The sequence below is a fragment of the Actinosynnema pretiosum genome (assembly GCF_024171695.1).
GTDB classification, from domain to species: Bacteria; Actinomycetota; Actinomycetes; order Mycobacteriales; family Pseudonocardiaceae; genus Actinosynnema; species Actinosynnema pretiosum.
Window position 1 is genome coordinate 258,325 of record NZ_JAMTCF010000007.1, and the last position, 25,256, is coordinate 283,580.

Annotated in this window: 20 protein-coding genes; 12 read left to right on the forward strand and 8 right to left on the reverse strand. The window is 74.0% G+C overall.

Annotated features, from left to right (window positions below):
- Positions 1-114: 114 nt before the first annotated feature.
- From LV78_RS16700 to LV78_RS16720, 5 genes are all read right to left on the reverse strand, one after another.
- Positions 115-1,515 carry a serine/threonine-protein kinase gene (locus LV78_RS16700; RefSeq protein WP_253846162.1) on the reverse strand — a complete coding sequence of 467 codons (1,401 nt, stop codon included), beginning with the start codon at positions 1,513-1,515 and terminating at the stop codon, positions 115-117.
- 271 nt (positions 1,516-1,786) lie between these two features.
- Positions 1,787-2,668, reverse strand: coding sequence for a hypothetical protein (locus tag LV78_RS16705; RefSeq protein ID WP_253846163.1), 882 nt, complete (start codon positions 2,666-2,668; stop codon positions 1,787-1,789).
- Positions 2,669-2,863: 195 nt separating this feature from the next.
- Positions 2,864-3,709: a hypothetical protein gene (locus LV78_RS16710; RefSeq protein WP_253846164.1), complete on the reverse strand. Its 846-nt coding sequence runs from the start codon at positions 3,707-3,709 to the stop codon at positions 2,864-2,866.
- 188 nt (positions 3,710-3,897) lie between these two features.
- Positions 3,898-4,833: a hypothetical protein gene (locus tag LV78_RS16715; protein WP_253846165.1), complete on the reverse strand. Its 936-nt coding sequence runs from the start codon at positions 4,831-4,833 to the stop codon at positions 3,898-3,900.
- Positions 4,834-4,949: 116 nt separating this feature from the next.
- Complete coding sequence (locus tag LV78_RS16720) at positions 4,950-5,267, reverse strand: hypothetical protein (RefSeq protein ID WP_253846166.1); 318 nt, start codon at positions 5,265-5,267, stop codon at positions 4,950-4,952.
- A gap of 85 nt (positions 5,268-5,352) precedes the next feature.
- On the opposite strand from LV78_RS16720, the gene LV78_RS16725 reads away from it, so the two are divergent.
- Positions 5,353-6,417, forward strand: coding sequence for an arginase family protein (locus LV78_RS16725; RefSeq protein WP_253846285.1), 1,065 nt, complete (start codon positions 5,353-5,355; stop codon positions 6,415-6,417).
- Between the two features lie 199 nt (positions 6,418-6,616).
- Here the strand turns inward: LV78_RS16725 and LV78_RS16730 are convergent, their stop codons facing one another.
- The gene (locus LV78_RS16730; protein ID WP_253846167.1) at positions 6,617-6,910 is read right to left on the reverse strand and encodes a chorismate mutase; all 294 of its coding nucleotides are present in this window, start codon (positions 6,908-6,910) and stop codon (positions 6,617-6,619) included.
- Positions 6,911-7,145: 235 nt separating this feature from the next.
- Here LV78_RS16730 and pcrA point away from each other — a divergent pair, with 235 nt between their 5' ends.
- Positions 7,146-9,488 carry a DNA helicase PcrA gene (gene pcrA / locus LV78_RS16735; RefSeq protein ID WP_253846168.1) on the forward strand — a complete coding sequence of 781 codons (2,343 nt, stop codon included), beginning with the start codon at positions 7,146-7,148 and terminating at the stop codon, positions 9,486-9,488.
- A gap of 876 nt (positions 9,489-10,364) precedes the next feature.
- The gene (locus LV78_RS16740; RefSeq protein ID WP_253846169.1) at positions 10,365-10,694 is read left to right on the forward strand and encodes a hypothetical protein; all 330 of its coding nucleotides are present in this window, start codon (positions 10,365-10,367) and stop codon (positions 10,692-10,694) included.
- Here the strand turns inward: LV78_RS16740 and LV78_RS16745 are convergent.
- A complete protein-coding gene (locus tag LV78_RS16745) occupies positions 10,669-11,343 on the reverse strand; it encodes a M23 family metallopeptidase (protein WP_253846286.1) in 675 nt (224 codons plus the stop codon). The two genes, LV78_RS16740 and LV78_RS16745, sit on opposite strands and share 26 nt — an antisense overlap.
- 2,201 nt (positions 11,344-13,544) lie before the next feature.
- Here LV78_RS16745 and LV78_RS16750 point away from each other — a divergent pair.
- From LV78_RS16750 to LV78_RS16790, 9 genes are all read left to right on the forward strand, one after another.
- Positions 13,545-15,191 (forward strand): hypothetical protein, encoded by a 1,647-nt coding sequence (locus tag LV78_RS16750; protein WP_253846170.1) that lies wholly within the window; start codon positions 13,545-13,547, stop codon positions 15,189-15,191.
- A gap of 238 nt (positions 15,192-15,429) precedes the next feature.
- A complete protein-coding gene (gene sucC, locus LV78_RS16755; RefSeq protein ID WP_253846171.1) occupies positions 15,430-16,599 on the forward strand; it encodes an ADP-forming succinate--CoA ligase subunit beta in 1,170 nt (389 codons plus the stop codon).
- Positions 16,600-16,604: 5 nt separating this feature from the next.
- Positions 16,605-17,495 (forward strand): succinate--CoA ligase subunit alpha, encoded by an 891-nt coding sequence (gene sucD, locus LV78_RS16760; protein ID WP_015805190.1) that lies wholly within the window; start codon positions 16,605-16,607, stop codon positions 17,493-17,495.
- 183 nt (positions 17,496-17,678) lie between these two features.
- Positions 17,679-18,377: a DUF5336 domain-containing protein gene (locus LV78_RS16765; RefSeq protein WP_253846172.1), complete on the forward strand. Its 699-nt coding sequence runs from the start codon at positions 17,679-17,681 to the stop codon at positions 18,375-18,377.
- Positions 18,378-18,486: 109 nt separating this feature from the next.
- Positions 18,487-20,334, forward strand: a complete 1,848-nt coding sequence (locus LV78_RS16770; protein WP_253846173.1) for a cell division protein PerM — start codon at positions 18,487-18,489, stop codon at positions 20,332-20,334.
- 144 nt (positions 20,335-20,478) lie between these two features.
- On the forward strand, positions 20,479-21,114 hold the full coding sequence (gene purN, locus LV78_RS16775) for a phosphoribosylglycinamide formyltransferase (RefSeq protein WP_253846287.1): 636 nt from the start codon (positions 20,479-20,481) through the stop codon (positions 21,112-21,114).
- Positions 21,111-22,682, forward strand: a complete 1,572-nt coding sequence (purH, locus tag LV78_RS16780) for a bifunctional phosphoribosylaminoimidazolecarboxamide formyltransferase/IMP cyclohydrolase (RefSeq protein ID WP_253846174.1) — start codon at positions 21,111-21,113, stop codon at positions 22,680-22,682. The genes purN and purH overlap by 4 nt, the downstream gene beginning before the upstream one ends.
- A gap of 1,646 nt (positions 22,683-24,328) precedes the next feature.
- Entirely contained in the window at positions 24,329-24,622 is a 294-nt protein-coding gene (locus tag LV78_RS16785) for a hypothetical protein (protein WP_253846175.1), read from the forward strand.
- On the forward strand, positions 24,622-24,777 hold the full coding sequence (locus LV78_RS16790; RefSeq protein WP_253846176.1) for a hypothetical protein: 156 nt from the start codon (positions 24,622-24,624) through the stop codon (positions 24,775-24,777). The genes LV78_RS16785 and LV78_RS16790 overlap by 1 nt, the downstream gene beginning before the upstream one ends.
- A 170-nt stretch (positions 24,778-24,947) precedes the next feature.
- Here LV78_RS16790 and LV78_RS16795 read toward each other — a convergent pair whose 3' ends face one another.
- Complete coding sequence (locus tag LV78_RS16795) at positions 24,948-25,247, reverse strand: DUF3017 domain-containing protein (protein WP_253846177.1); 300 nt, start codon at positions 25,245-25,247, stop codon at positions 24,948-24,950.
- Positions 25,248-25,256: the final 9 nt, after the last annotated feature.

Below are 25,256 nucleotides of genomic sequence, written 5' to 3' on the forward strand. Positions count from 1 at the left end.
AGTGACGACCGCATTCCGCCGTCACCATGACGTGAACAGTCCCTCACCCGATTGGGTAGTGCTCACCTTACGGGTTAAGGGTTCCTTTGTTGAGCGCCTGGGGTCCCGATCGCCCTACGGGGAGCCCTCCTGGCCCACCGGAGGGGGGTTCCCGGCGGAGGACGCGGGCGGCGACGGCTGTGTCGTCGTCGGCGGCTGCTGCGAGGTCGTCGTCGGGGTCGACGGCTTGGGCGGCGGCTCGCTGGTCGTCGTCGGCTGCTGCGAGGTCGTCGTCGGCTGCTGCGTCGTCGGCTCCGGCTCCTCCTGGGTGACCGTCCGCGTCGTCGTCGACGTGGTGGTGGTCGTGGAGGTCGTCGTCGGCGGCGTCTCGGAGGTCGAGGACGCGGGCGGCGACTGCGGCACGGTGTCGTCGAAGACGTCCAGCGCCACCAGGAGCGTGCCCAGCAGCAGGATGACGCCCAGCACGACCGCGGTGATCGCGAGCGGCCGGTTGCTGCCCGGCTTCGGGTCCGGGTGCAGCCCGGTGGGCTGGACCCCGGTCGTGCGCGAGCCCGCCGGGCGGTTGCCCGTGCCGGTGCGCGGACCGCCGGGGCGCACCACGCGGGTCCGGTCCGGGCCGACCACCGTGGTGGCGTCGGCGACCGGCGCGATCGTGGTGGCCGTCGCGGGCCGCATCCCGCCCAGGTTCGGCGAGCGCCCGCGCGAGACGGCGTTGAGCATGTCCCGGACCTGGCTCATGGTCGGGCGGTCGGCCGGGTCGTAGTTGAGCATGTGCAGCAGCACGTCGGTCAGCGGGTGGTCGACCGTCGGCGGGTTGATCCGCCCCGCCGCCACCGCGTGCAGCACGCCCAGGGTGTTCTCGCTCAGCCCGAACGGCGGCTCGCCCTCGGACGCCGCGAACAGCGTCGAGCCGAGGGAGAACACGTCGGACGCGGGCGACGGGTCCTGGCCGCGCGCGATCTCCGGCGCCAGGTAGGCGGGCGTGCCCGCGATCAGGCCGGTCTTGGTCACCGTGACGTCGTCGCTGGCCCGCGAGATGCCGAAGTCGGTGATCTTCACCAGGCCGTTCTCGGCCAGCAGCACGTTGCCCGGCTTCACGTCGCGGTGCACGATGCCCGCCGCGTGCGCCGCCGACAGCGCCGCCGCGGCCTGGGTGCCGATGTGGGCCACCTCGACCGGGTCCAGCACGCCGTGCTCGGACATCGTGTCGGCCATGCTGTACGAGGGCAGGTACTCCATGACCAGGCACGGAGCGCCGTCCTCCTCCACCACGTCGTAGACCGCGATGGCGTTGGGGTGGTGCAGCTTGGCGGCGATCCGGCCCTCGCGCATGGCGCGCTGGATGGCCTCGTCCTGCTCGCGCGCGTCCAGGCTCGGCTGGAGCAGCAGCTGCTTGACCGCCACGACCCGACCGAGGCGCTCGTCGTGCGCGCGCCACACGACGCCCATCGCGCCGCTGCCGATCCGGTCGAGGATGCGGTAGCGATCGGCGATCACCCGAGCGTCCTCGCTCACCGGGCCACCTCGCTGAAGCGCTGCGCGACCGAGGCAACGGCTGCTCTCACGCTCGGGACTCCTCGTCGTGCGGATCGGTGCGCGGGGTTCGGCGTGGGCCACCGCACGCCCGCAGAGCCTACCCCGGACGGGGTGCGCGCTTCGGGCCCGTGGCGCTCGCAGGCGAGTCGCGTGCCGATCAGGGGCCCGCGCCGGACGCCCCAATCGCAGAGCACCTTATCGGGTGAAGATCCGGGGCGGGAGGGCCGTCGCGCCGCCCACGGCCGGGCCGTCAGGGGGCCGGGGCGAAGAAGTCGAAGCCGCCGACGGGCTCCAGCACCTTGCCGAGGTCGATGCCGAGGTCGACGCCGCTGGTGGGGGCCGGGGTCGCGCTGCCGGACGCCGGGGGCGGGTTGGTCGAGGACGACGGCGGGGGCGTGGTCCCGCTGGTGGGCGGCGGCGCGGGGGTGGACGTCGACGGCTGGGTGGAGGGCTGCGAGGGCTGGGTGACCGGGGTGGTCGGCGCGCTCGTCTGCTCCGGGGTCTTCGTCGCGGGGGTGGTCGGCTGCTGCTGCTGGTTGCCGCCGCCCGAGCGCTGCTGGGTCTGCTGCTGCTGCTGCTGGCGCTGGGTCTGCTGCTGGCGCGGCTTCTCCTGCGCGGTGCTCTGCTGCGTGGTCTCGGTGGTGGCCGGGGCCTCGGTCTCGGTCTCCTCGGCCTGGTCCCGGCTGTCGCGGGCCGCGCCGACCAGGTCCGCGGTGAGGCTGCCGGGGCTGCGCGCGGCCTGGCGGTCGTCGAAGCGGACCTCGGCCAGCGGGCGCTCGTCCGGCGCCGACATCCACTGCGAGGCGCTGAACGCGACCGCGCCGGTCAGCACGACGCCGCCGCTGGCCATCGCGACCAGCTTGGGCACCGAGACGCCGCGACCGGTGGCGCTGTCGTCGGAGGGGCGGCCCTCGCGGCGCAGCAGCTCGGTGACGTGCAGCTCGCGGCCGGACAGGTTGAGCCTGGACTTCGGCTTCTGCGGCAGCCGGGCGGTCTGCTCGGCGCGGGGGGCGACGGGCGCGGAGACCGGAGTGAAGCGCACGGTCTCGGCCTCGCTGCGAGCGATCAGCTCGGCGACCGAGAGGCGGTCGTCCGAGTAGTCACGTCGACGGCGATTGTCCTCGTTCGACACCGCGAGCCACCCTTTCCCGGAGGGGTGCGACACACCCTTGCCGGGAACATGGATACCGAATCGTGACCCTTTATGTAACCCCTTTGGCCGATTTTCCCCTGGCAATCACAGTGACAGGTGACGGTGCGTCCAACTGGTTCACCTTCCCGTCACTCAGCGTCAAGGTTGATCAGCGCGTGCGGCGGCGGCCCGCGATCAGCTCCGCTGCGCCGAGATGACCTCGGCGCCGACGATCCTCGGCGCGGAGGCCCCGGTCAGCCGGAACAGCTGCTCCACGCGCAGCAGGCCGCCGTCCCGCTCCCGCATCGACACCACGGCCAGCACCGCCCCGTCCGGCCTGGGAGCCACCGACTCCACCGCGATCGCGGAGATCAGCGACCAGGACTCCACGAAGTCCGCCGGGCTCGCGCCCACCAGGTCCGGCGACAGCAGCGCCGACGCGGAGGCGGGCCGGGTCGGCAGCAGCTCGAAGAACCGCCGCACCACGTCCACCTGGGGCCTCGGCCCGACCACGACCTCCGGCGACGCGGGCTGCGGCACCGGCAGCGGCCCGTCGACCACCAGGCCCGAGTCCACCACCACCGTCCCGCCCAGCTCCGCGCTCAGCAGGTCCGGCCGCAGCGCGGACGACCCGGTCATCACCAGCGGGGCCTCGACGCCCAGGTGCGCGGGACCGATCCCGCGCCGATCGGCCAGCACCGCGGCCGACACCACCGACGCGAGCAGGACCAGCGCCCCGGTGATCCAGCCGACCACCCGCGCGGCCCGGCGCGCCGGGTGCTCCGGCCGGGGCGCCGGCCCGCCGCCGAGGGGGCCGTCCGCGAGGGAGCCGCCGGGGCCGTGGCCGAACCGCCCGCCGCCGAGCGGCCCGCCCTGGATCCGCCCGCCGCAGGGCCGCCCCTCGCCGATCAGCTCAACGGAGATGGCGGGTGCCCGGTTCGCGGCGGGCCCCGACCGGTTCGGCTGCTTCCCGATCAGCTCGGCCACGCTGACCGAGCCAGTGCGGGCGTGCCTGCGACCGGTGGCGGTGGCGCGTTCCACGGGCGGCTCCTCGATCTACCTGGGTGGCCGCCAGAACTACCGTGCAAGAGCAGCGGAAAGCCAGAGCGCGTCCCGCTAGTTCACCCCTTCGTGGCGTTCAGCGCCGTGCGGACCACCCCGGACGGCCCAGGAGCGGCGGGCCCGCGCAGACTCGCGGTGCGTCCGCCGACGGGCCGCCGGGACGCCGCTCAGCGCTCGCGGACCGGGCGCTCCCCGCTGATCAGCGGTTCGCCCACCACGGTGAACAGCAGCTCCCGCTGCTCGGTCGAGGTCGTGCCGTCCCGGTTCGTCACCAGCAGCGTGCTGGTGCTGAGCCCGCGCACCGCGTCCACGCTGATCCCGGTCACCAGCACCTCCGAGGCTTCGCCGAAGCGCTCGGCGACCAGCGCCCCCACCACGCCCCGCACGGTCTCGGACACCAGCTCCAGCGCGGCGTCCGCGCTCCGCGCCACCTGCCGGTAGAACTCCTCGGTGCGCGAGGCGATCGCCAGCACGTCCGCGTGCGCGGCGCTCCCGCCCGCCACGGTCGTCACCGGCGCCCACACCTGCGGCGGCGGTGCGGGCAGCGCGCTCGCCCGACCGGCCTGCGGCGCGGTCACCCGCTGCTCGCCGGTCCAGCCGCCCTCGCCGGTCCCAGGGCCCTGGCCTGCGGCGCCCGGCGCGGGCGCGGCGGCGCGGCCCTCGACCGCCCCGCCCACCCGGTTCGGCGCGGCGTCGGCCAGCACCTCGACCTCCGGCTCCTCCGGCCGGGCCTCCGGCGGGGGCGCGGTCGTGGTCAGCACCGGCAGCCTCGGCCCGGTCGCCGGGTAGGAGGGCAGCGCGAACGGCTCGTCCGGCCTCGGCGGCCCGACCAGCTCCACCGCGGCCACGGCCAACCCCACCAGCACGCTCGCCGACGAGATCACCGTGAACCACGCGGCGCGCCGCCACGTCTTGGGCGGTGTCACCGATGCGGGCACCATCCCGATGTTGAACTTGCTCAGCCCGACCGCGTCGCTGTCGTGCAGCGGGTCGCGCGGCACGGGCGCGTCGACGGGCAGCTGACCGCCCATCGAGGCCCACTCGGCCGCGTCGTCCGGAAGCCGGTGCCTGCCCTGCCGCTGCTCGTCCGCCCTGGAGTTCATGGTGGATAGCCCCTCCCGCCTGGCACAGGCTAGGCGGGAGGGCACCGGACGGCGGCTCGCATCATCCCTGCGTGGCGCAGCAGCACACCTTCAGGTGAAGGATCGACCGCCGCTGTTCAGCTGCCGCTGTTCAGCCGCTTCCGGGCGCCCTGCAGCGAGTTCGTCGCGGCGAGGCCCGCGCCACCGGCGATGACCGCGCCGATGACGTCCGCGGGGATGCTCGAACCGCCGTTGATGATCAGACCGACCGCGGCGGCGGCCACGGTCACGCCCGCCACGCTCCAGCGACCGCGCACGTAGTTGGCGATCGGCGCGCCCGAGGCGCCCTTGCTCTTGGCGGCGGAGTTCAGCGCGGCGAGGTACCCGCCGTGCGCGAGGGTGGCGAGCAGGCCGAGGATGGCGATGAGACCGGTGATCAGGCCGATGACGTCCATGCGACCAGTGTGCACGCGGATTTTCGCGGTGGACCATCCGTGATCGCCCTGATACCTCCGGTCTGATATCCCCGGTGCCGTGGAGATGTTCTGGCACGACGCCTGCCTCGAGCACGACGCGGGCTCCGGCCTGTGGGAGCTGCCCGGCGAGTGGGACTGGCTCGACGAGCCCGAGCCGCACCCGGAGAGCGCCGCCCGGCTGCGCACCTTCCGGCACGCGCTGCGGCACGGCCCGGTCGCGGGCCACCTGACCTGGTCGACCGGCCGCGCCGCCACCGGGGAGGAGCTGGCGCGCGTGCACGAACCCGGCTACCTGGCCGCGCTGCGGGCCGCCTGCGCCGGGCCGGAGCGGGTCGCGCTGGAGGTGAACACGCTGGTCGGACCCGGTTCATGGGCGGCCGTGCTGGCGGCGGCGGGCACCTCGCTCGCCGCGTACGAGGCGGTCGCCTCCGGCCGCACCCGGCTGGCCTACGCGCTCGTCCGCCCGCCCGGCCACCACGCCCAGCCGGGGCTCGCCGACGGCTACTGCCTGGTCAACAACGCCGCGCTGGTCGCCGAGACCGCGCGCCGCGCCGGGCGGCGGGTGGCCGTGCTCGACTGGGACGTGCACCACGGGAACGGCACCCAGGAGGTGTTCGCGGGCACCGAGGACGTGCTGACCGCGTCGATCCACATGCGGCACGGTCCGTGGGGCGCGAACCACCGGCAGACCGGCGCGCCGGACGAGCCCGCGCTCGGCAACGTCAACGTCGAGCTGTCCCTGGGCGCGGGTGATCGCGCGTACGCGCGCGCGATGGACGAGGTGGTGCTCCCGGCGGTCCGCGAGTTCGGCGCGGACTTCCTGGTGTGCGCCTCCGGCTTCGACGGCTCCGCCTTCGACCCCAACGGCAGGCACAACCTCACCGCCGCCGGCTACCGGGCGATCGGCGCCGGGGTGGCGGCCGAGGGGCTGCCGACGGTGCTCACCCAGGAGGGCGGCTACCTGCGCGGGTACGCCGCGCTGTGCCTGCACGCGCTGGTGGAGGGCCTGCTCGGGCTCGACCTGCTGGAGGACCCGCTGGCCTACGTGCCCGACGACACCCAGCTGGTGGACGCCGACCTCGCCCTGGTCAGGGCCGCCCTCGCGGACCGCTGGGAGTTCGCCCGCTGAACCGGGCCGGGCCCGCCCAGGGCCGCAGGCGGGCCGGTCGGTCAGCCGCCGGTCCCGCCGCACCCGCTCAGGCCGGGTGCGCGGGACCGGGTGCGCGGGACGGGGCGGCCCGCCGGGTGCTCCCGGCGGGCCCGCCCTCCCGACACCGCTCGTCCGAGGCCTCGACTCCACCCGTCCGGGTGAAGCGCGCGGCGCCGGGTCAGCGCCCCAGCGCGCCCCGGCCCAGCCGCAGCAGGATCATCGCCAGGTCGCGGCCCTCCGGCCCGAGCTCCCGGTACCGGTTGATGACGTCGATCTCCCGGTTGTGCACGATCTTGGTCCCGCCCGCGGCCATCCGCGCCGCGCCGATCACCTTGGACACCTCCACCCGGCGCTTGACCAGCCGCAGCAGCTCGGCGTCCAGGTGGTCGATCTCCCGCCGCAGCGCGTCGACGTCCTGCTCGGCCGCGCCCTGCCCCGCCGCGCCCTGCTCTGCGGTGTCGGTGCTGTTCATCTCAAGACCTCTCGACTCGGGGTTCGCCGCCTCGGCGTCCTGGCCCCGGAACGACGAAGCCCCGGAGTCCTGTGGACTCCGGGGCTTCGTGGTGGATTGAGCGCGCTAGCGGTCCACGGGAGCCGGAGTCCGGGTCCCGTAGTAAAAGGAGAATGCAGCCGCGAGCACAACGCCATCATGCCACAGCGGCGCGGGACCGGGGTGTGACGCGGGCAGGCGGTACCGTGGGTCCACGATGAGCGCCTTGTTCGACTTGCCCTCAAGTCCCCCCTCCTCCGGCTCCGCGTCGCTGCTCGACGGGCTCAACCCGGCGCAGCGCAGGGCGGTTGAGCACGCGGGTTCCCCCCTCCTCGTCGTCGCGGGCGCGGGGTCGGGGAAGACGCGCGTGCTCACCCGCCGCATCGCCCACCTGCTCGCCGAGCGCGGCGCGCACCCCGGCGAGATCATGGCCATCACCTTCACCAACAAGGCCGCCGCCGAGATGAAGGAGCGCGTCGCCGACCTGGTCGGCCCGCGCGCCCGCTCGATGTGGGTGTCGACCTTCCACTCGATGTGCGTGCGCCTGGTGCGCCGGGAGCACAAGGCCCTCGGCATCTCGTCCAGCTTCTCGATCTACGACTCGGACGACACCCGCCGCCTCATCACCCTGGTCGCCCGCGACCTGGACCTCGACCCCAAGCGCTACCCGGCGCGCACGCTGGCCATCCACATCTCGAACCTGAAGAACGAGCTGGTCGGCCCGGCGCACGCCGCCGAGGTGGCGGGCAACGACCTGGAGCGCCGCGTCGCCGAGGTGTACGGCGCCTACCAGCGCAGGCTGGTCGAGTCGAACTCGATGGACTTCGACGACCTGATCATGCGCACGGTCGAGCTGCTCCAGAACAACCCGGCCGTCGCCGAGCACTACCACCGCCGGTTCCGGCACGTGCTGGTCGACGAGTACCAGGACACCAACCACGCCCAGTACACGCTGGTGCGCGAGCTGGTCGGCACCGGCTCGGACGGCGTGCCGCCCGCCGAGCTGTGCGTGGTCGGCGACGCCGACCAGTCCATCTACGCCTTCCGGGGCGCCACGATCCGCAACATCGTGGAGTTCGAGCGCGACTACCCGCAGGCCACCACGGTCCTGCTGGAGCAGAACTACCGCTCGACCCAGACCATCCTGACCGCCGCGAACGCGGTCATCTCGCGCAACCCGGACCGGCGCGACAAGCGGCTGTGGAGCGACCTCGGCGACGGCGAGAAGATCGTCGGCTACGTCGCGGACAACGAGCACGACGAGGCCGCGTTCGTGGCCCGCGAGATCGACCGGCTGGTCGACGGCGGCGACGCGAACAACGGCGAGATCGCCGTGTTCTACCGGACCAACAACCAGTCGCGCGTGTTCGAGGAGATCTTCATCCGCCTCGGCCTGCCCTACAAGGTCGTCGGCGGCGTCCGGTTCTACGAGCGGCGCGAGGTGCGCGACGCCCTGGCCTACCTGCGGGTGCTGGCCAACCCGGACGACGCGGTGTCGCTGCGCCGGGTGCTGAACGTGCCCAAGCGCGGCATCGGCGACCGGGCCGAGGCGTGCGTGGCCACCTACGCCGAGCGGGAGCGGGTCGGCTTCGCCACCGCGCTGCGCGCCGCCGTCGCAGGCGAGGTGCCGCTGCTCAACCCGCGCTCCCAGCGGGCCATCGCCGGGTTCGTCGAGCTGCTGGACGAGCTGCGGGCCGGGGTCGAGCGCGGCGACGACGTGGCGTCCGTGCTGGAGGAGGTGCTGGACCGCACCGCCTACCGGGCCGAGCTGGAGGCCAGCGACGACCCGCAGGACCACACCCGCGTGGAGAACCTGAACGAGCTGGTGACCGTGGCCCGCGAGTTCGGCGAGCTGAGCGCCGTGGAGCCCGATGGCGAGCCGGTCGCGCCCGAGGAGGGGCAGCCGGTCGCCGGGTCGCTGGACGCCTTCCTGGAGCGGGTGTCGCTGGTCGCCGACGCCGACCAGTTGCCGGACGCGGAGAGCGACGGCGTGGTCACCCTGATGACGCTGCACACCGCGAAGGGCCTGGAGTACCCGGTCGTGTTCTGCACGGGCTGGGAGGACGGCGTCTTCCCGCACACCCGCGCGCTGGGCGACCCGGCCGAGCTGTCCGAGGAGCGCAGGCTCGCGTACGTGGGCATCACGCGCGCCCAGCAGCGGCTGTACCTGTCGCGGGCGCTGGTGCGCTCGGCCTGGGGCCAGCCCGCGGCCAACCCGGCGTCGCGGTTCCTGGACGAGATCCCGGCCGACCTGCTGGAGTGGAAGCGCGCCGAGCCGCGCCGGTCGGCGCCGTCCGCGCCGACCACGTGGAGCGGCAGCAGGGGCGGCGCGACGAGCACCTTCGGCGCCCGGTCCGGGACGGCCAAGGGGATGCAGAGCGGGCCCTCGCTCAAGCTGGAGGTCGGCGACCGGGTCACGCACGACAAGTACGGGCTGGGCAGCGTGGTGTCCGTGGACGGCGTGGGCGGACCGCGCGCGACGGCCACCATCGACTTCGGCGGCGCCTCGGGCAAGGTCCGGTTGATGCTGATCGGCAGCGTGCCGATGACGAAGCTCTGACCTGCGCTTCTCGTGGACCCGGTCGCCTCGGCGGCCGGGTCCCCGCTTTTTTCGGGTTTGTTCCGGGCGCGCGCGCAACCACGTTCGGGCACGGGCGTCTTCCTAGGTGTCACGAGCGGGATGACCGGGGCGGGACGACCGGGTGAGGCGGAAGAGCCGAACCAACTGGGCCGCAGCGGGGGCTGTGGTGCAGCGGTCGGTGGTCTCGCACTGCTGCGCAGCGCGGGTTCGGCGCCGGTCGACGGGGGCCCGCTGGTGGCTCCGGGGGTTCGCGGGGGAGCGGACCGCCGGGCGCGTCGGGGGATGTGCACGGGGGCAGTCGGGGAACGGCCGGGTCGCGCTTCGCGACCCGGCCGCCGTGCTTTCCGGGGTCGCCGCGCTCCACGGGCTCGGGCGTCACCGGGCCGGGCTTTACGAGGGTCTCGCGCTCGCCCGGACCACCGGGCTACCTGGTCCACCGCCCGCACGAGGCGTTCGGGCCGGTTCCGCCGCAGGTCGGGGGCCGCGCACCCGTTCCGCACCCGTCCTGCCACCTCGCGCGGCCCGGAATTGTCGGACCCCTCTGCTTAGCTGAGCGCACTGGTTCGGGCGGGGCGCGGGAGGGGCCGTGCGCCGTCAGGTCACCCGTTCGGCGGAGGAAGCCCGTTCGAGGCCCGTGAGGGCCGCGCAGCGGGGTGAGAACGCCGTTCCGGTCGCCGAGGGCCGGACGGGCGCTCGGGGGGCTCCTGGACGGTCTGAGGCGGTGGGCGCGTCGCGCGGGGGATCGGTGGGGGCACGATCGGCAGGGGCGAGATCGGCGGGGTCACCGAGGGCAACCGGGTGATGCCCCCGCGCGTCGATCTTGGTGAACGAGCACGCGAGCGAAGGAGTTCTTCAGTGGAACAGCGCGCAGCCGAGCAGTCCCAGCGGGCCTCGGGCGGCTCCCGCTCCTCGGCGGAGCAGGCGGGCTCGGAGCACGGCCAGGTCCAGGACGCGCCCGCCCTGCCGCCGCTGGTGCCGGTGCAGCGCGACGCGCGCGAGGGCGTGCCGGGAGCGGGGCTCCGGGTGCTCAGGGGCGACGGCGCGGTTCTCCACCACAGCGGTCGCCCCGCGGCCTGGCCCGTGCTCGGGTGCTCCGCCCTGGTCGGGATGGTGCCCGCCAGGGCCGAGCGGGCCTCGCGGCCCGCCGGTCGACCTTCGGTCAGACCACGATTCCGCGCGCGTTGAGCCAGGTCTGCGGGTTCAGCTTGAGCCCGCCGTCCGACTCCCAGACCTCGAAGTGCAGGTGGGTGCCGGTGGAGACGCCGCGGTTGCCCATGCGCGCGATCTGCTCGCCCGCCTTGACCCGCTGGCCCTTGGACACGCTGTAGCTGTCGACGTGGCCGTAGACGGTGACCTCGCCGGTGTCGTGCAGCACGCGCACCCACAGGCCGAAGCCGCTCGCGGTGCCCGCCTCCAGGACGGTGCCGTCGGCGGCCGACAGGATCGGGGTGCCCGTGGGGCCCGCGATGTCGATGCCGTAGTGCACGGTGCCCCAGCGACCGCCGTAACCGGAGGTGAAGACGCCCTGGGCGGGGGAGACGAACTTGGGGCGCAGGCGCTCGGCCTCGGCGGCCTCGCGCTGCTCGACGATCTGCTGGCTCTTCGCGAGCTTCTGCGCCTCGGAGGCGGCATCGATCGTCTTCGCGACCGGGATGATCTGCGGCGCGGCCGGGGCCTCGTCGCCGCCGACGCCGAACGCGGCGGCGCCGTCGGGCGCCGAGGCGGCCAGCGGGGTGATCTCGTCGGAGGCGGACTGCGTGGGGCCGCCGAGCGCCTGCACGGTCTGCGCGGCGCCTGCGGCGGCGAACGCGCCGACCGCGACGGCGGCGACCACGACGCGACCGCGCAGCGAGGACGGCGGCGGCGGCAACCGGTGCGTGCTCACCTCTCGGGTGGACGCACGGTCGACGGCTTCGTCGAGCACTGCGCTGTCAGTACTGCCGCCGGGGGAGCGGTGTCGAGACAAGACCAGGCCTTCCGTCTTCGGGGAGTCGGGTCGAGGACTCCGGGCGGGGGATCCCGGTGAGCCGGTCGGGGAACCGACTCCTTGTCCTGGTCGTGACCAGACTGTGACAACGGACCGGGGGACAGTAACGGGGCCGGAGCCTCGAGGGCAATCCCCCGTCCCCCTGTCCACCGAATTGCGGCCGAGCGGTGGACAGGAATACGGATCTGTGACGGCCGGTGACTGGAGAGTGAGCAAACCTGGCGCTTGCAGGCACGATAGGGCGAGCCTTTATGTCCCCTTTTTGGGTGAATGGACCCACCGACACGTGAATCGCCCTCATGTCAATGGTCAAAAGTTGGTGACCCGAATCACGTATCCCCCGCGCCGTGGGATGCAACAGGGCCCACTTCGGTCGCACTTCGTCCTTCGGAGTGATCTGCGCAACCCTTTGTGACCGCGCGAATGCGGAAAGTGGCGGCCGGTGTTGAGGGGGTCCTGTGACCTCGGACGATTCCGAATCACATGGGCGCGCGGTCGACCCCTATGTCCGCTCCACGGGGTTCGGGAAGGCGCTCGGAGCCCTCGGCGACCCGCTGTGACCGATCTCGGAACCATCACGCGCGTTATGTCACCGCCCGATCGCGGGGCGTTCCGCGCGATTCCGGCGAGTGCTCGTGGGCCTGCCGCTCACCGGTCGACCGGGCGCCTCCCGGTCCGGGTGATTCGCGCGGAGCCTGCTGAACGCACGCGTGCGTCACACGCGGGCGTCACGCACGGGCGCGCGTCACACGCGCGAGCGCGAGCAAGCGGAACCGGGACGTGGCTGCCCGGCGGGCTGTCGCCGCGCGCCCGGTGGGCCGCTGGCCGCCGCCGGGCGGGCTGTCGCCGAGTTCCCGACGTCTTCCGGCCGGGGCCTGGTCATGGCCGGCCGTGAGACGTCGTCGAGCCTCGGCTCCGCGCTGCCCGGTGTCCCGGTCAACGCCTCCCGGTCGGTCCGACGCCCCCGAAGCGCCCTCGCCGACCGGTCCTGCCCACCTCGGTCCTGCTGTTCCGATCCCCTTCGCCGACGGGCCTCGTCCCCGAACGCGGCACAACCGGCACAAATCGGGTTCCCGGAGGATCGGACACCAAACGACCTGGTCGCGGACTTTTGTGGAATCGCACAGGTGGGTGAAGATCATCCGCCGCCGCGCTCGTCCCCCGATTCCCGGCGCGACCCCTGTTCCAGGCCGACTACCAGCGAGAACAACCGGCCCGCGCCCGCAAACCCGCATCGCCCGGCCGCTGCGCCCCACGCTGCCCGGCTACTGCTTCCCGCACCGACCCGCGCCCGCCGACCCGCGCTGCTTGGCCGCTGCTTCCGCGTCGCCCGGCTGCTGCGCCCCGCATCGCCTGGCCGCTGCTCCCGTATCGCCTGGCCGCTGCGCCTCGCGCTGCCTGGCTACTGCTTCCCGCATCGACCCGCGCCCGCCAACCCGCGCTGCCTGACCGCTGCTTCCCACGCCGTCCGGCCGCTGCTTCCCGCATCGCCCGGATGCTGCTTTTCGCGCCGCCTGGCCACTGCTCCCAGTGTCGTCCGGCTGGTGCTTTCCAGAGCGTCCGGACGGTGCTTCCCAGGTCGTCCTGCTCTTGCTCTCCGACCTGCCCGGCTGCTGCTCTTCGCGCCGCCAGCCGCTGCTCCCGGCCTGCCCCGCTGCTGCTCCACTACCCGCGTCGAACGCGGTCCTCCCCGTTGTCCCCTGCCCTCGTGCCCCGAGTCCCGCTCCCCGTGCGAGGCGACCCCTACGCCCCGCACCCGGCACAACCGGAGCCGTGCCCGGTTGATTCCCGCTTCCGCCGCCGATCTTCGCGCCGATTTCCGGGCTGATCTCCTGGCCGGTTCCTGAGGCGGCCCCCGCGCCGATCCCGTGCCGCTCGCCGTGCCGATCCCGCACCGCTCCCCAGGCCGATCCTGCGCCGATCCCGCACCGCTTGCCTCGCCGTTCCCGCACCGCTCCCCGCGCCGTTCCAGCGCCGATCCCCGCGCCGATCCCGCGACCCTCCGCGCGCCCCCCGTCACGCACCGCGCTTTTGCTAGCGTCGGGCCGGTGATCGGAACCGCTGAGCAGGCGCCCCCTGCCGCGATCAGGCTCCGCGCGGCGCTCGGCCTGGGTGGCGCGGGCGCCCTCCTGGTGGCCGTCGCCCCCTTCCTGGGCGTGACCGACGCGACCCCCGCGTGGAACGCCGCCCCGCTGCTCGCGGTGCTCGCGGTGCTCGTGGTGGTCCCCGCCGGGGTGCTGCTGGCCCGCCGCCGCCTCGGGGCAGCAGCCGCCGCGCTGGTGCCGCCCGCCGCGTTCGCGTTCGCGGGCCTGGTCTCCGACCTCCAGATCGCCACCGACCCCGGTCGGGCGTCGCGCCCCGAGCTGTACGTCACGACCATCGCCGAGCCCGTCCCCGGCGCAGGCCTGTGGGTCCTGCTGGTCGGGCGCGCCCTGCTGGTCGTGGCGGGCCTGCTCGCGCTGCCCGCGCTGCGCGACGAGTTCCCCGAGCGCCCCCGGTTCGCCCTCTCCGGGCTCGCGGGCGCGCTCGCCGCCGCAGGCCTGTTCTCCGCCCCGTTCGCCTCGCGGGACATCTTCCTCAAGCCCAAGGCCGTCCTCGACACCCAGGGCTTCGAGCTGGCGGGCGGCCTGCTGCGCTGCGCCGCCGCCCTCCTGCTCTGCCTCCTCGCGGGGGCGCTCGGCGCGGAGACGCGCCGCGCCGTCCTGCTGGCGACCGCCCTCACCTTCGCCGCCGCCGCGACCCCGTGGGTGGTCGCCCCCCGCGCCACCGACGTGCTCCTGCCCACCCTCGGCCCGATCCAGGTGCTGATCGGCGCGGTCATCGCCCTCGGCGCGATCATCCCGACCAACCCGCCCCGCGACGACGTGGTCGCCCTGCCCGGCCCGCGCAGGCTGCACCTGGCCACCGCCGCGCTCGCCGTGCTCGCGGGCGTCGCGGCCCTCGCGGGCGCGCTCCTGCCGCAGCTGGCGCTGCCGCCCGCCCTGACCGCGCCCGACGGCTACTCCGCGCGCCTGCTGTGGCCCTCGGGCCTGCTCGTGCTCGCGCTGGGCGCCGCCGTCCGCTTCACGCCCCGCGCGCGCCCGGCGCTGGCCGCCGCGCTGGCGACCGTGCCGCTCGCGGGCTTCGGCGCCCTCGACTCCGCCCACGCCGCCACCCAGGTCACCTCGGGCAGCCAGCTCGCGGTCTCCCTCGGCCGGATCGAGCCGGGACCGGGCGCGTGGTTGACCGCCGTCGCCGTCGTCCTCGCGGCGGTCGCCGCCGTCCTCGTCCTCCTCGCGGGCGCGGCCGAGCGCGACGAGACCGAGGAGGAACCCCCGACCGGGCGGTCCTTGCCGCTGGTCGGGGCGCTGGTGACCACGGGCCTGCTGGCCGTCGGCGCGTTCGCGCTCCCGGTGATCAAAGCTCCCGAACTCACCCCCGTCCCGCTCCTTGACCTGCGGCTGGGCTCGTGGGGCCTGATGGCCGCGCTGGCCACCGTCCTGGTCGGGCTCGCCGTGGCCGGGAAGGCCCGCGCCGCGGCGGGCGCCGCGCTGCTCAGCGGCATCGCCCTGGTGCTGCTCACCCGCGTCCTGGAGTACCCGCTCACCTCCGCCCGCGCCGAGGAGGCCGCGCCCGGTCCCGGCCTGTGGCTGGCGGCGGTCGCCACGGCCACCGCCGTCGTCGCGGCGGTCGCGAGCGTCGCTCGCAACCGCTGAACCGGTCCGGTGATCTACTTCACCGCCGCTATGACCGACTTCACTTGCAGCGGATGCGGTCCGGTCCGCGCTGGTCGATAGTGTCTTCCGCAGCCGCGTCGAGCCGGTCCCCCCACGGCTATGCCGGCGTTCCAGGTGACGCCTGGGCGTGAGGGCACCAGGCTCACGCCTGGAGCGCCGGACACACCGGGACCGCACCGGGACGCGGTGTCCGACACCGACGTCGCAGGAGACCCGAGTGGACCTGTACGAGTACCAGGCGAAGGACCTCTTCGCCGCCCACGGAGTCCCGGTGCTGCCGGGCGAAGTGGCGAGCACCGCCGCCGAGGCCAAGGCCATCGCCGAGCAGCTCGGCACCACCGTCGTCGTCAAGGCCCAGGTCAAGACGGGCGGCCGGGGCAAGGCGGGCGGCGTCAAGCTGGCCACGACCCCGGCCGAGACCGAGGAGAAGGCCACCGGCATCCTCGGCCTGGACATCAAGGGCCACACCGTGCACCGCGTGCTGGTGACCCCCGCGTCCGACATCGCCGAGGAGTACTACTTCTCGTTCCTGCTGGACCGCGCGAACCGCACCTTCCTCGCCATGGCCTCCGTCGAGGGCGGCATGGAGATCGAAGAGGTCGCGGTCAAGAACCCCGAGGCCCTCGCCAAGATCGCGATCGACGCGGTCAAGGGCGTGGACCGGGCGAAGGCCGACGAGATCGTCGCCGCCGCCAAGTTCCCGGCGGAGGTGGCCGACCAGGTCGCCGACACCATCGTCAAGCTGTGGGAGACCTTCGTCGCGGAGGACGCCACGCTGGTCGAGGTGAACCCGCTGGTCCGCGACCCCGAGGGCAAGATCGTCGCCCTCGACGGCAAGGTCACCCTGGACGACAACGCCTCCTTCCGCCACCCGGCGCACGCCGAGCTGGTCGACAAGCAGGCCGAGGACCCCCTGGAGGCCAAGGCCAAGGAGAAGGACCTCAACTACGTCAAGCTCGACGGCCAGGTCGGCATCATCGGCAACGGCGCCGGGCTGGTCATGTCGACGCTCGACGTCGTCGCCTACGCCGGTGAGAAGCACAAGGGCGTCAAGCCCGCGAACTTCCTCGACATCGGCGGCGGCGCGTCCGCCGAGGTCATGGCCAACGGCCTGGAGATCATCCTGGGCGACGCGGACGTGCGCAGCGTCTTCGTGAACGTCTTCGGCGGCATCACCTCGTGCGACGCCGTCGCCAACGGCATCGTCAAGGCCCTGGAGATCCTGGGCGACGAGGCCACCAAGCCGCTGGTCGTCCGCCTCGACGGCAACAACGTCGAAGAGGGCCGCCGCATCCTGGCCGAGGCGAACCACCCGCTCGTGACCGTGGTGGACACTATGGACAACGCGGCCGACAAGGCCGCCGAGCTCGCGGCTGCGGGGGTCTGACGACGATGGCGATCTTCATCACCAAGGACAGCAAGGTCATCGTCCAGGGCATGACCGGCGCCGAGGGGACCAAGCACACCAAGCGGATGCTGGCCTCCGGCACCACCATCGTCGGCGGCGTGAACCCGCGCAAGGCGGGCGAGAAGGTCGACTTCGACGGCACCGTCCTGCCGGTCTTCGGCAGCGTCGCGGACGCCATGGAGGCCACCGGCGCCGACGTCACCGTCATCTTCGTGCCCCCGGCCTTCGCCAAGGCCGCGGTCATCGAGGCGATCGACGCGGGCATCGGCCTGGCCGTCGTGATCACCGAGGGCATCCCGGTGCACGACACCGCCGTGTTCTGGGCGCACGCCGTCGCCACCGGCAACAAGACCCGGATCATCGGTCCGAACTGCCCCGGCCTGATCAGCCCCGGACAGTCGAACGCGGGCATCATCCCGGCCAACATCTCCGGCGCGGGCAAGATCGGTCTGGTGTCGAAGTCCGGCACCCTGACCTACCAGATGATGTACGAGCTGCGGGACTTCGGCTTCTCCACCGCCATCGGCATCGGCGGCGACCCGATCATCGGCACCACCCACATCGACGCGCTGGAGGCCTTCGAGGCCGACCCGGAGACCGCGGCGATCGTGATGATCGGCGAGATCGGCGGCGACGCCGAGGAGCGCGCGGCGGCCTACATCAAGGACAACGTGACCAAGCCGGTCGTCGGCTACGTCGCGGGCTTCACCGCGCCCGAGGGCAAGACCATGGGCCACGCGGGCGCGATCGTCTCCGGCTCGGCGGGCACCGCCCAGGCCAAGAAGGAGGCGCTGGAGGCCGCGGGCGTCAAGGTCGGCAAGACGCCGAGCGAGACCGCCGCGCTCATGCGCGAGATCATGTCCACCATCGGCTGATAGCCCGATCGGACGAGCGACGAGGGTCACCCCTAACTTGGGGGTGACCCTCGTCGCTTTTCGGGCACTCTGGAATAGCGCAACCAGGGGAACCGCCGTGCGGCGGTCGCCGTCGGAGAGTGCGCATCGGCTAGCGTGCATCCCGCCGCTAGCTCCCGCTCGGTCGACGAGGAGACCTCAACCATGTCCGTGCCGTACGGCGCCCCGCAGCAGCAGCCGTCTCCGGCGCAGCCTGCGTCGGGGCCCAACCTGAAGCTGATCCTCCCGCTGGCCGCCGTCGGCCTCGCGGTCGTCGCGTACCTGCTCGCGTTCGCCGACGGCGTGTACGCGAGCAGCGACTACCTACTGATCGCGGGCGCGCTCGCCGCGCTGCCGCTGCTGGTGCCCACGTTCAAGTCGCTGCCGGTGGCGGCGATCCTGTCCGTGGTCGCGACGCTGCAGGTCCTGCAGGCCACGGTGAAGACGCCGCTGAGCGTCTCCGCCATGCAGATCATCGTGCTGATCATCGCGCTGCTCCAGGCCGCCGCGATCGTCTTCGCGCTGCTGCTGGAGCTCGGCGTCGTCAAGATGGAGCCGAAGCCCGCCTCCCCGTACGGCCAGGGCCAGCCCGGCGGCTGGAACCCGCAGTCCGGGGCGTTCCCGCAGCAGCCGGGGCAGCCCGCGCAGCCCGGCCAGCCGCAGGCCCAGCCCGCCCAGCCCGCCCAGCCCGCCCAGCAGTACGGCGTGCCCTCCGGGTCGTTCCCGCAGCAGAGCCCGGCTCCGCAGCAGCAGCCGAACGCCCCGCAGCCGACGTCCTACCTGTCGCAGCCGGGCCAGTTCGGCCAGCCGGGCCAGCAGCCCGGCCAGCCGCCCGCAGGCGGTTACGGCCAGCCCCAGGGCTGAGTCGGGGAAGACCACGGGAGGGGTGGCGCCGGGCGACCGGCGCCACCCCTCCTGCCATGTCCGGCGCGCCGCCGTGAGGAGCAGGGCGCCGGGCTGACACAGTGGAGCGATGGCGGTGCTGCAATCCACCTCGCACGGCGTGGCCGACTCGGTCCGCCCACCGGAGTTCTCCCGCGCCGAGCACGCGCGCGTGCTCACCATGACCGCCGCGGGCTCCGTGGTCCTCGGCTACGCGGCCGTGGCCGCGCTCCTCGCCCTCATCTCCTCGACGGCCGCGCACGCCTCCTTCTCCACGACGGGCGTGCTCGCGGCGGCGGCCCCCGGCTGGCTGGCCGCGCACCACGTGCCGCTGCGCGTCGGCGGCGGCGACCTCGGCGTGCTGCCCCTGCTGCCGACCGCGCTGGTGATGCTGCTGGTGTACCGGGCGGCGGCCAGCGCGGCCGACCGGCTCGGCCTCTTCGAGCCCCTCCAGGCCCGCTCGGTGGTGCTCAGCATCGCGGGCGCGCACGCGGCCACCGGAGGGCTCATCGCGTTCCTGATGGGCGACAGCGGACCGGTCCAGGCGACGCCCGCCGTGGCGTTCTTCGGCTCGGCGGCGGTGTCCGGGATCGCGGCCGTCGCCGGGGTCGCGGAGCGGTGCGGGCTGATCGAGGTGCTGTTCGAGCGGGTCGACCCGGTGGTGCGGCGGGGGCTGTGGGGCGGCGCGCTGGCGCTGTTCGCGCTCACCGCCGCCGGGTCGCTGCTGCTGGCGGTCGGGCTCGCGCTGGAGTGGCCGGTCACCAGCGGCCTGTTCGAGGACCTCGGCGGCACGGTGGGCAGCGGGCTGGGCATCTGGCTGCTGTGCGTCGGGTACCTGCCGAACGCGGTCGTCGCGACCGTGGCGTACCTGGTGGGCGCCGGGTTCTCGTTCGGCTCGGTGCTGGTGACGCCGCTGGAGTTCGTCGGCGGGCCGGTGCCCGCCGTCCCGCTGCTGGCGGCCATGCCGGACCACCACAGCACGTTCCTGTCGGCGGTGCTGGTGCTCCCGGCGGTGATCGGCGTGGTCGTGGGGCTGTACCTGCGCAACGCGGCGGAGACGCCGGTGCTGCGGATCAGGGCCGCCCTAGTGGCCGCGCTGACGGCCGGGGTGGGGATGCTCGTGCTCGCCGCCGTCGCGGGCGGGGACCTGGGCGGCGGGTCGTTCAGCCCGGTGACCGTGCCCGCCGGGCTCGCCGCGCTGCTCGTGCTGGGGTGGGTCGGGGTGCCCGGCGCGCTGATCGCCTGGTTGACCGGTCCTCGGCCGCCGAGGGTGAAGAAGGAGAAGGTCAAGCGGGGCAAGGGCGGTGAGGCCGCTGCCGCAGCCGCCGCAGGGGTCGCGGGCGCGGCGGTCGTGGCGGGCGCGGACGACGCCGACGACGACACCGACGCCGATGACGACGAGGCTGACGTGGTCGACCCGGACGCCGAGTACGACGAGGACGGGTACGAGTACGACGAGGACGCCGAGTACCTGGACGAGGAGCTGGCCGACGACGAGCTGCTGGACGACGAGCTGTCCGAGGACGAGCTCGCCGACGAGGAGCTGTCGGAGGAGGAGCTCGCGGCCGAGCTGGCGGAGGACGAGCGCGCCGAGGAGCTGGCCGAGCGGGAGCTGGACGACGAGTACCCGGACGACGGGCTCGACGACGACCCGGACGACGAGCTGTCCGACGAGCTGGAGGACGAGCCGGACGACGGGTTCGCCGACGAGCTGTCCGAGGACGAGCTCGCCGAGGCCGAGCGGACGGCGGACGACCTCGCGGGCGCCGACCTCGCCGACGAGGTCCCCGAGGCCCCCGCCGAGCGCCGCGCCCCCGACGGCTACGAGGAGGTGGACGAGTCCGAGTTCAGCCACCTGGCGGAGTTCCGCGAGCTGGAGGACCTGGACGGCGACCTCCCCGACGACCCGGCGGGACCCGGCCCCGCGCCCCGGCGCTGACCACCGGGCGCGGGCCGCACCGGTCCGCGCCCGGACCCCGCACATCCCCTGACCAGGGTCTCAACCGGCCCTGGCGGACGCTGCCGCGCGGCCAGCGCCTAGGCTGCTGCCGAGCTGTGACAGTCCCCAGCAAGGAGAAGCACGCTGAGCGCCGCGACCACACTCCGGCTTCCCGTCCCCGCGAGGGTCGTCGTCCTCGTCTCCGGCTCCGGCACCCTGCTGCAGGCGCTGCTGGACGCCGCCGCCTCCCCCGACTACCCCATCCGGGTGGTCGCGGTCGGCGCGGACCGCACCGGCATCGAGGGCCTGGCCCGCGCCGAGCGCGCGGGCGTCCCCGGATTCGCCGTGCGGCTGCGCGACCACGCCACCCGCGAGGAGTGGGACACCGCCCTCGCCGACGCGGTCCAGGCGCACGAGCCGGACCTGGTGGTCTCCGCCGGGTTCATGAAGATCCTGGGACCGGCCGTCCTGGCCCGCTTCGGCGGCCGGATGGTCAACACCCACCCCGCGCTGCTGCCCGCCTTCCCCGGCGCGCACGGCGTCCGCGACGCCGTCGACTACGGCGTCAAGGTCACCGGTGCCACCGTGCACCTGGTGGACGGCGGGGTGGACACCGGGCCGATCCTGGCCCAGGAGGCGGTCGAGGTCCTCCCCGAGGACGACGTCGACAGCCTGCACGAGCGCATCAAGGTGGTGGAGCGGCGGCTTCTCGTCGACGTGGTCGCCCGACTCGCCCGAGAGGGCTGCACCGTGAACGGACGAAAGGTGAGCATCCCGTGACCACTCCTGCCGAGCGGCGACCGGTTCGTCGGGCCCTGATCGGGGTCTCCGACAAGTCGGGCCTGCTGGAACTCGCCACCGGCCTGCACGCGGCCGGGGTCGAGATCGTCTCCACCGGCGGCACCGCGAAGACGCTGGCGAACGCCGGGGTCCCGGTGACGACGGTCGAGCAGGTGACCGGCTTCCCGGAGGCGCTGGACGGCCGGGTCAAGACCCTGCACCCGCGCGTCCACGCGGGCCTGCTCGCCGACATGCGCAAGCCCGCCCACGTGGAGAAGCTCGACGAGCTGGGCATCGCCGCGTTCGACCTGCTCGTGGTGAACCTCTACCCGTTCGCGCAGACCGTGGCGTCCGGCGCGTCGGCCGACGAGTGCGTCGAGCAGATCGACATCGGCGGGCCCGCGATGGTGCGCGCCTCCGCGAAGAACCACGCCAGCGTCGCCGTCGTGGTCGACCCGTCGCGGTACTCGTGGGTGCTGGAGCAGGTCCGCGAGGGCGGCTTCACGCTCGGCGACCGGCAGCGGCTGGCCGTCGACGCGTTCCGGCACACCGCGTCCTACGACGTCGCCGTGGCGTCCTGGATGGGCGGCGAGCTGGTGCCGGACGAGACCGGGTTCCCCGAGTGGTTCGGCGCGACCTGGCAGCGCAAGCAGGTGCTGCGCTACGGCGAGAACCCGCACCAGGGCGCGGCCCTGTACACCGGGGGCGCCGAGGGCCTGGCGACCGCCGAGCAGCTGCACGGCAAGGAGATGTCGTACAACAACTACGTCGACGCGGACGCCGCGTGGCGGGCGGCGTGGGACCACGAGCTGCCCTGCGTGGCGATCATCAAGCACGCCAACCCGTGCGGCATCGCGGTCTCGCCGCTGCCCGGTGAGAGCGCGATCGCGGACGCCCACCGGAAGGCGCACGCGTGCGACCCGGTGAGCGCGTTCGGCGGGGTCATCGCGGCCAACCGCGAGGTGACCGTCGAGCTGGCCGAGCAGGTCGCGGAGATCTTCACCGAGGTGGTGATCGCGCCGTCGTACGCCGACGGGGCGGTGGACGTGCTGACCAGGAAGAAGAACGTGCGCATCCTGGTCGCGCCGGTGCCCGCGCGCGGCGGTGCGGAGTTCCGGGCGGTGTCCGGCGGGGTGCTGCTCCAGGCGACCGACACCATCGAGGCCGAGGGCGACGACCCGGCCAACTGGACCCTGGCGTGCGGCGAGGCGCTGGACGAGCGGGGTCTCGCGGACCTGGCGTTCGCCTGGCGGGCGTGCCGCGCGGTGAAGTCGAACGCGATCCTGCTGGCCCACGACGGGGCGACGGTGGGCGCGGGCATGGGACAGGTCAACCGGGTCGACGCGGCGCGCCTGGCGGTGTCCAGGGCGGGCGAGCGGGCCTCCGGCGCGGTGGCGGCCTCGGACGCGTTCTTCCCGTTCCCGGACGGGCTGGAGGTGCTGCTCCAGGCGGGCGTGCGGGCGGTCGTGCAGCCCGGCGGGTCGGTCCGCGACGCCGAGGTGATCGCGGCTGCTGAGGCGGCCGGGGCGACGGTGTACCTGACCGGGACGCGGCACTTCGCGCACTAGTTCCCCTGGTGGCCCCCGGCGGGGTCGCGGTGGTTCGGACGAGAGCCGAGGCGGGACCCCTCACGGGGGCCCGCCTCGGCTTTTTTCGTGCGGGTCCGCAGGCGGTGCCGCTCGTGGGTCCGCTTGTGGGGCAACGGGGTTCGGGGTGGCGGGGGTGTTGCTGTTGTCGGTCGGGGGTGGGCCCACCAACAGGTGATCTCGGGGGTCTGGCGTTGACAGCCTGCCCGCGCGGCGGGATAAGATCATGGCGTTGTTCGAACACATGTTCGACACGTCAGGTCGCCGGACTTCCCACGGCGGTCCGCGCACAGGGGTGCGCGCGGACTTCGTGGAGGAGGGGGCAGGTGCCGAGGTCGACAACGGCGACGCAGGCCGCACTCGGGGTAGGTGCGGCGGGCGAGTCGACTCCGGCGCGGGCCCGGCACTTGCCGGTTCGCGGGGAATCGGCAGGCCTCCTCCCGTGGGGCGACCTGAGGCGGAGCAGCACGGTGCCCATGCGCGGGTTGGCACCGTTGCTGCTCTCGCTGCGGCGCGGGGGTGTTCGGGCGGCGGCTCGCGGGGGCGGGCGGTGCGCGGGGGTTGTTCGGGGCGCGCTGGGGGTTGGCGCTGTCGGGAGACGCGCGGCTGATGGTCGCGCGGCTGATGGTCGTGTGGCCGGGACTTGCGTGGCCGGGATTCGCACGGCCAACGCCCGTGTTGCCGGAGATCGCGCATCGGGCCAGCGCGCGACCGAGGCCCAGGTTCGGTTCGTTCCCGGTTCTTGCCCTGATTCCGGCCCTGGTCTCGGCCTCAGTCCCGGTCCCGGTCCCGGTCCCGTTCCCGGTTCTGGTTCTGGTTCCGCTCAGGTCAGGGTCGGGTGAGGGCGTGTCCGTCCGCTTGTCCACCGCAGGGCGCTGGGTGCCACCGCCGTCGCGATCAACATCGGTCCGGGTGCGGGCCGCACTTCTCGGGTGGCTGGTCCCGGCCGCGCCGTGCGCCTGCGGGCGTGGTGGGAACGGTGATCCCCGTAGGGGTGACTCAAGCCCAACCCGACCCGGTGAAAGTTGCTGCTGCTCAGGCTTGGCTCCCGGCTCGGCGCGCCGTCGCGCACCAGGATCGCGACGGGGTTGGAGAAGCGGGAAGTCCCGGCGATCGCGCACGTCCTAGCCGCGCAGGAGAGGAACACGGTGCTCACCTCAACTCAGCTCGGCGCTCCGCGCCAGGCCCCACCACGACACGCCCCCGGCCAGCCCTCCACCGGCCTGACTCCCACCGGGCCGGTCCACGCTGGCCAGACCTCCGTCGATCCGACCTCCGTCGGTCTGCCCCACGCCGGTCCGGCCTCCGCTGGCCCGCTCCATGCCGGTCCGACTCACACCGGTTCGACCCACGTCAGCCCGCCCCATGCCGGCCCTGCTCGTGCCGGTTCGGCCCATGCCGGTCCGGCCTGCGGCGATCGGGCCCACGCCGGTCCGATTCCCGGCGACCGGGCTCATGCCTACCCGTTCCCCGGCGACCGGTCGGGTGCTCCGGGCTCGTGCCGCGTCGATCCGGCGCGTCCCCGAGCCCTGGCCCGCGCGGACCGGGTGCTCGCGCGCGATCGGACCTTCGTCTCAGAACGCGGACCGCGCAGTCCCGTCTGGCTACCCTCGGCGTCACCGGCGACGGTGCTCTCGGAACCGGAGCCCGCGGCGCTCGTCGACCGGGCAGGCGGTGACGTCGGGATCACCGGGGACGCCGAGCTGACCGTGCCACCGAGCCGCCTCGTGCACGGGGGGACGGTGTGCGAGGTCGTCTCCTGGGCCGGTCCCTGGCCCGCCGGGGAGCGGTGGTGGGACGAGCAGGCCGTCGTTCGCGCGGCCCACCTGCGAGTCGTCGGCGTGGCGGCCGACGGGGCACGACTGGCGTTCCTGCTGATCCGCACCGGCGGAAAGTGGGCAGTGGAAGGGGTGTGCGGCTGATGTCGGCTTCCTCCGACGACTTCCGCGGTCTCGCCGACTGGTGGGCCGCCCACGAGGTGGACGAGAAGGACGGCGAACCCGCGTACCACCACAGCTTCGGCTGGACCCCGCTGCTCGTCCCCCTGCCCCGCAGAGCGCCGGACGACCTGGCGTGACCGCCGATCCGAGGTCGTCGCCAGCCCGAGGTCGTCGGCGCCCCGAGGTCGTCGCCCCCCGAGGCCGTCAGCGACCCCCCACGACGCCGATGGCGGGACGGATCCAAGATCCGCCCCGCCACCGGAAGGACTCCCGCCGGGCGCGTCCCAGGGCCGCGCCCGCACCACCACTACCAGGCCCGGTCCAGCGGCCCGCCCGTGATGGTCATCGCCACGACTATCACCGCGATCCCCATCGCCGAGTACAGCAGCGCGTCCACGCCGCGCCCCCGGATCGCGATCAGGCCCGCCTGCGCGTCGCTCACGAGCACCCGCAGGAGCGCCGCGATCAGCAGCGCGACGCCGATCAGCACCACGCCCTCGCGCCAGTTGTACTGCAGGATGCGGACCAGCCCGACCAGCGTCACCCCGAGCACCAGCGCGAACGGCAGGTGCTGGCCCGCCGCCCCCCGCCAGCCCTGTTGCGGCATCAGCTCCAC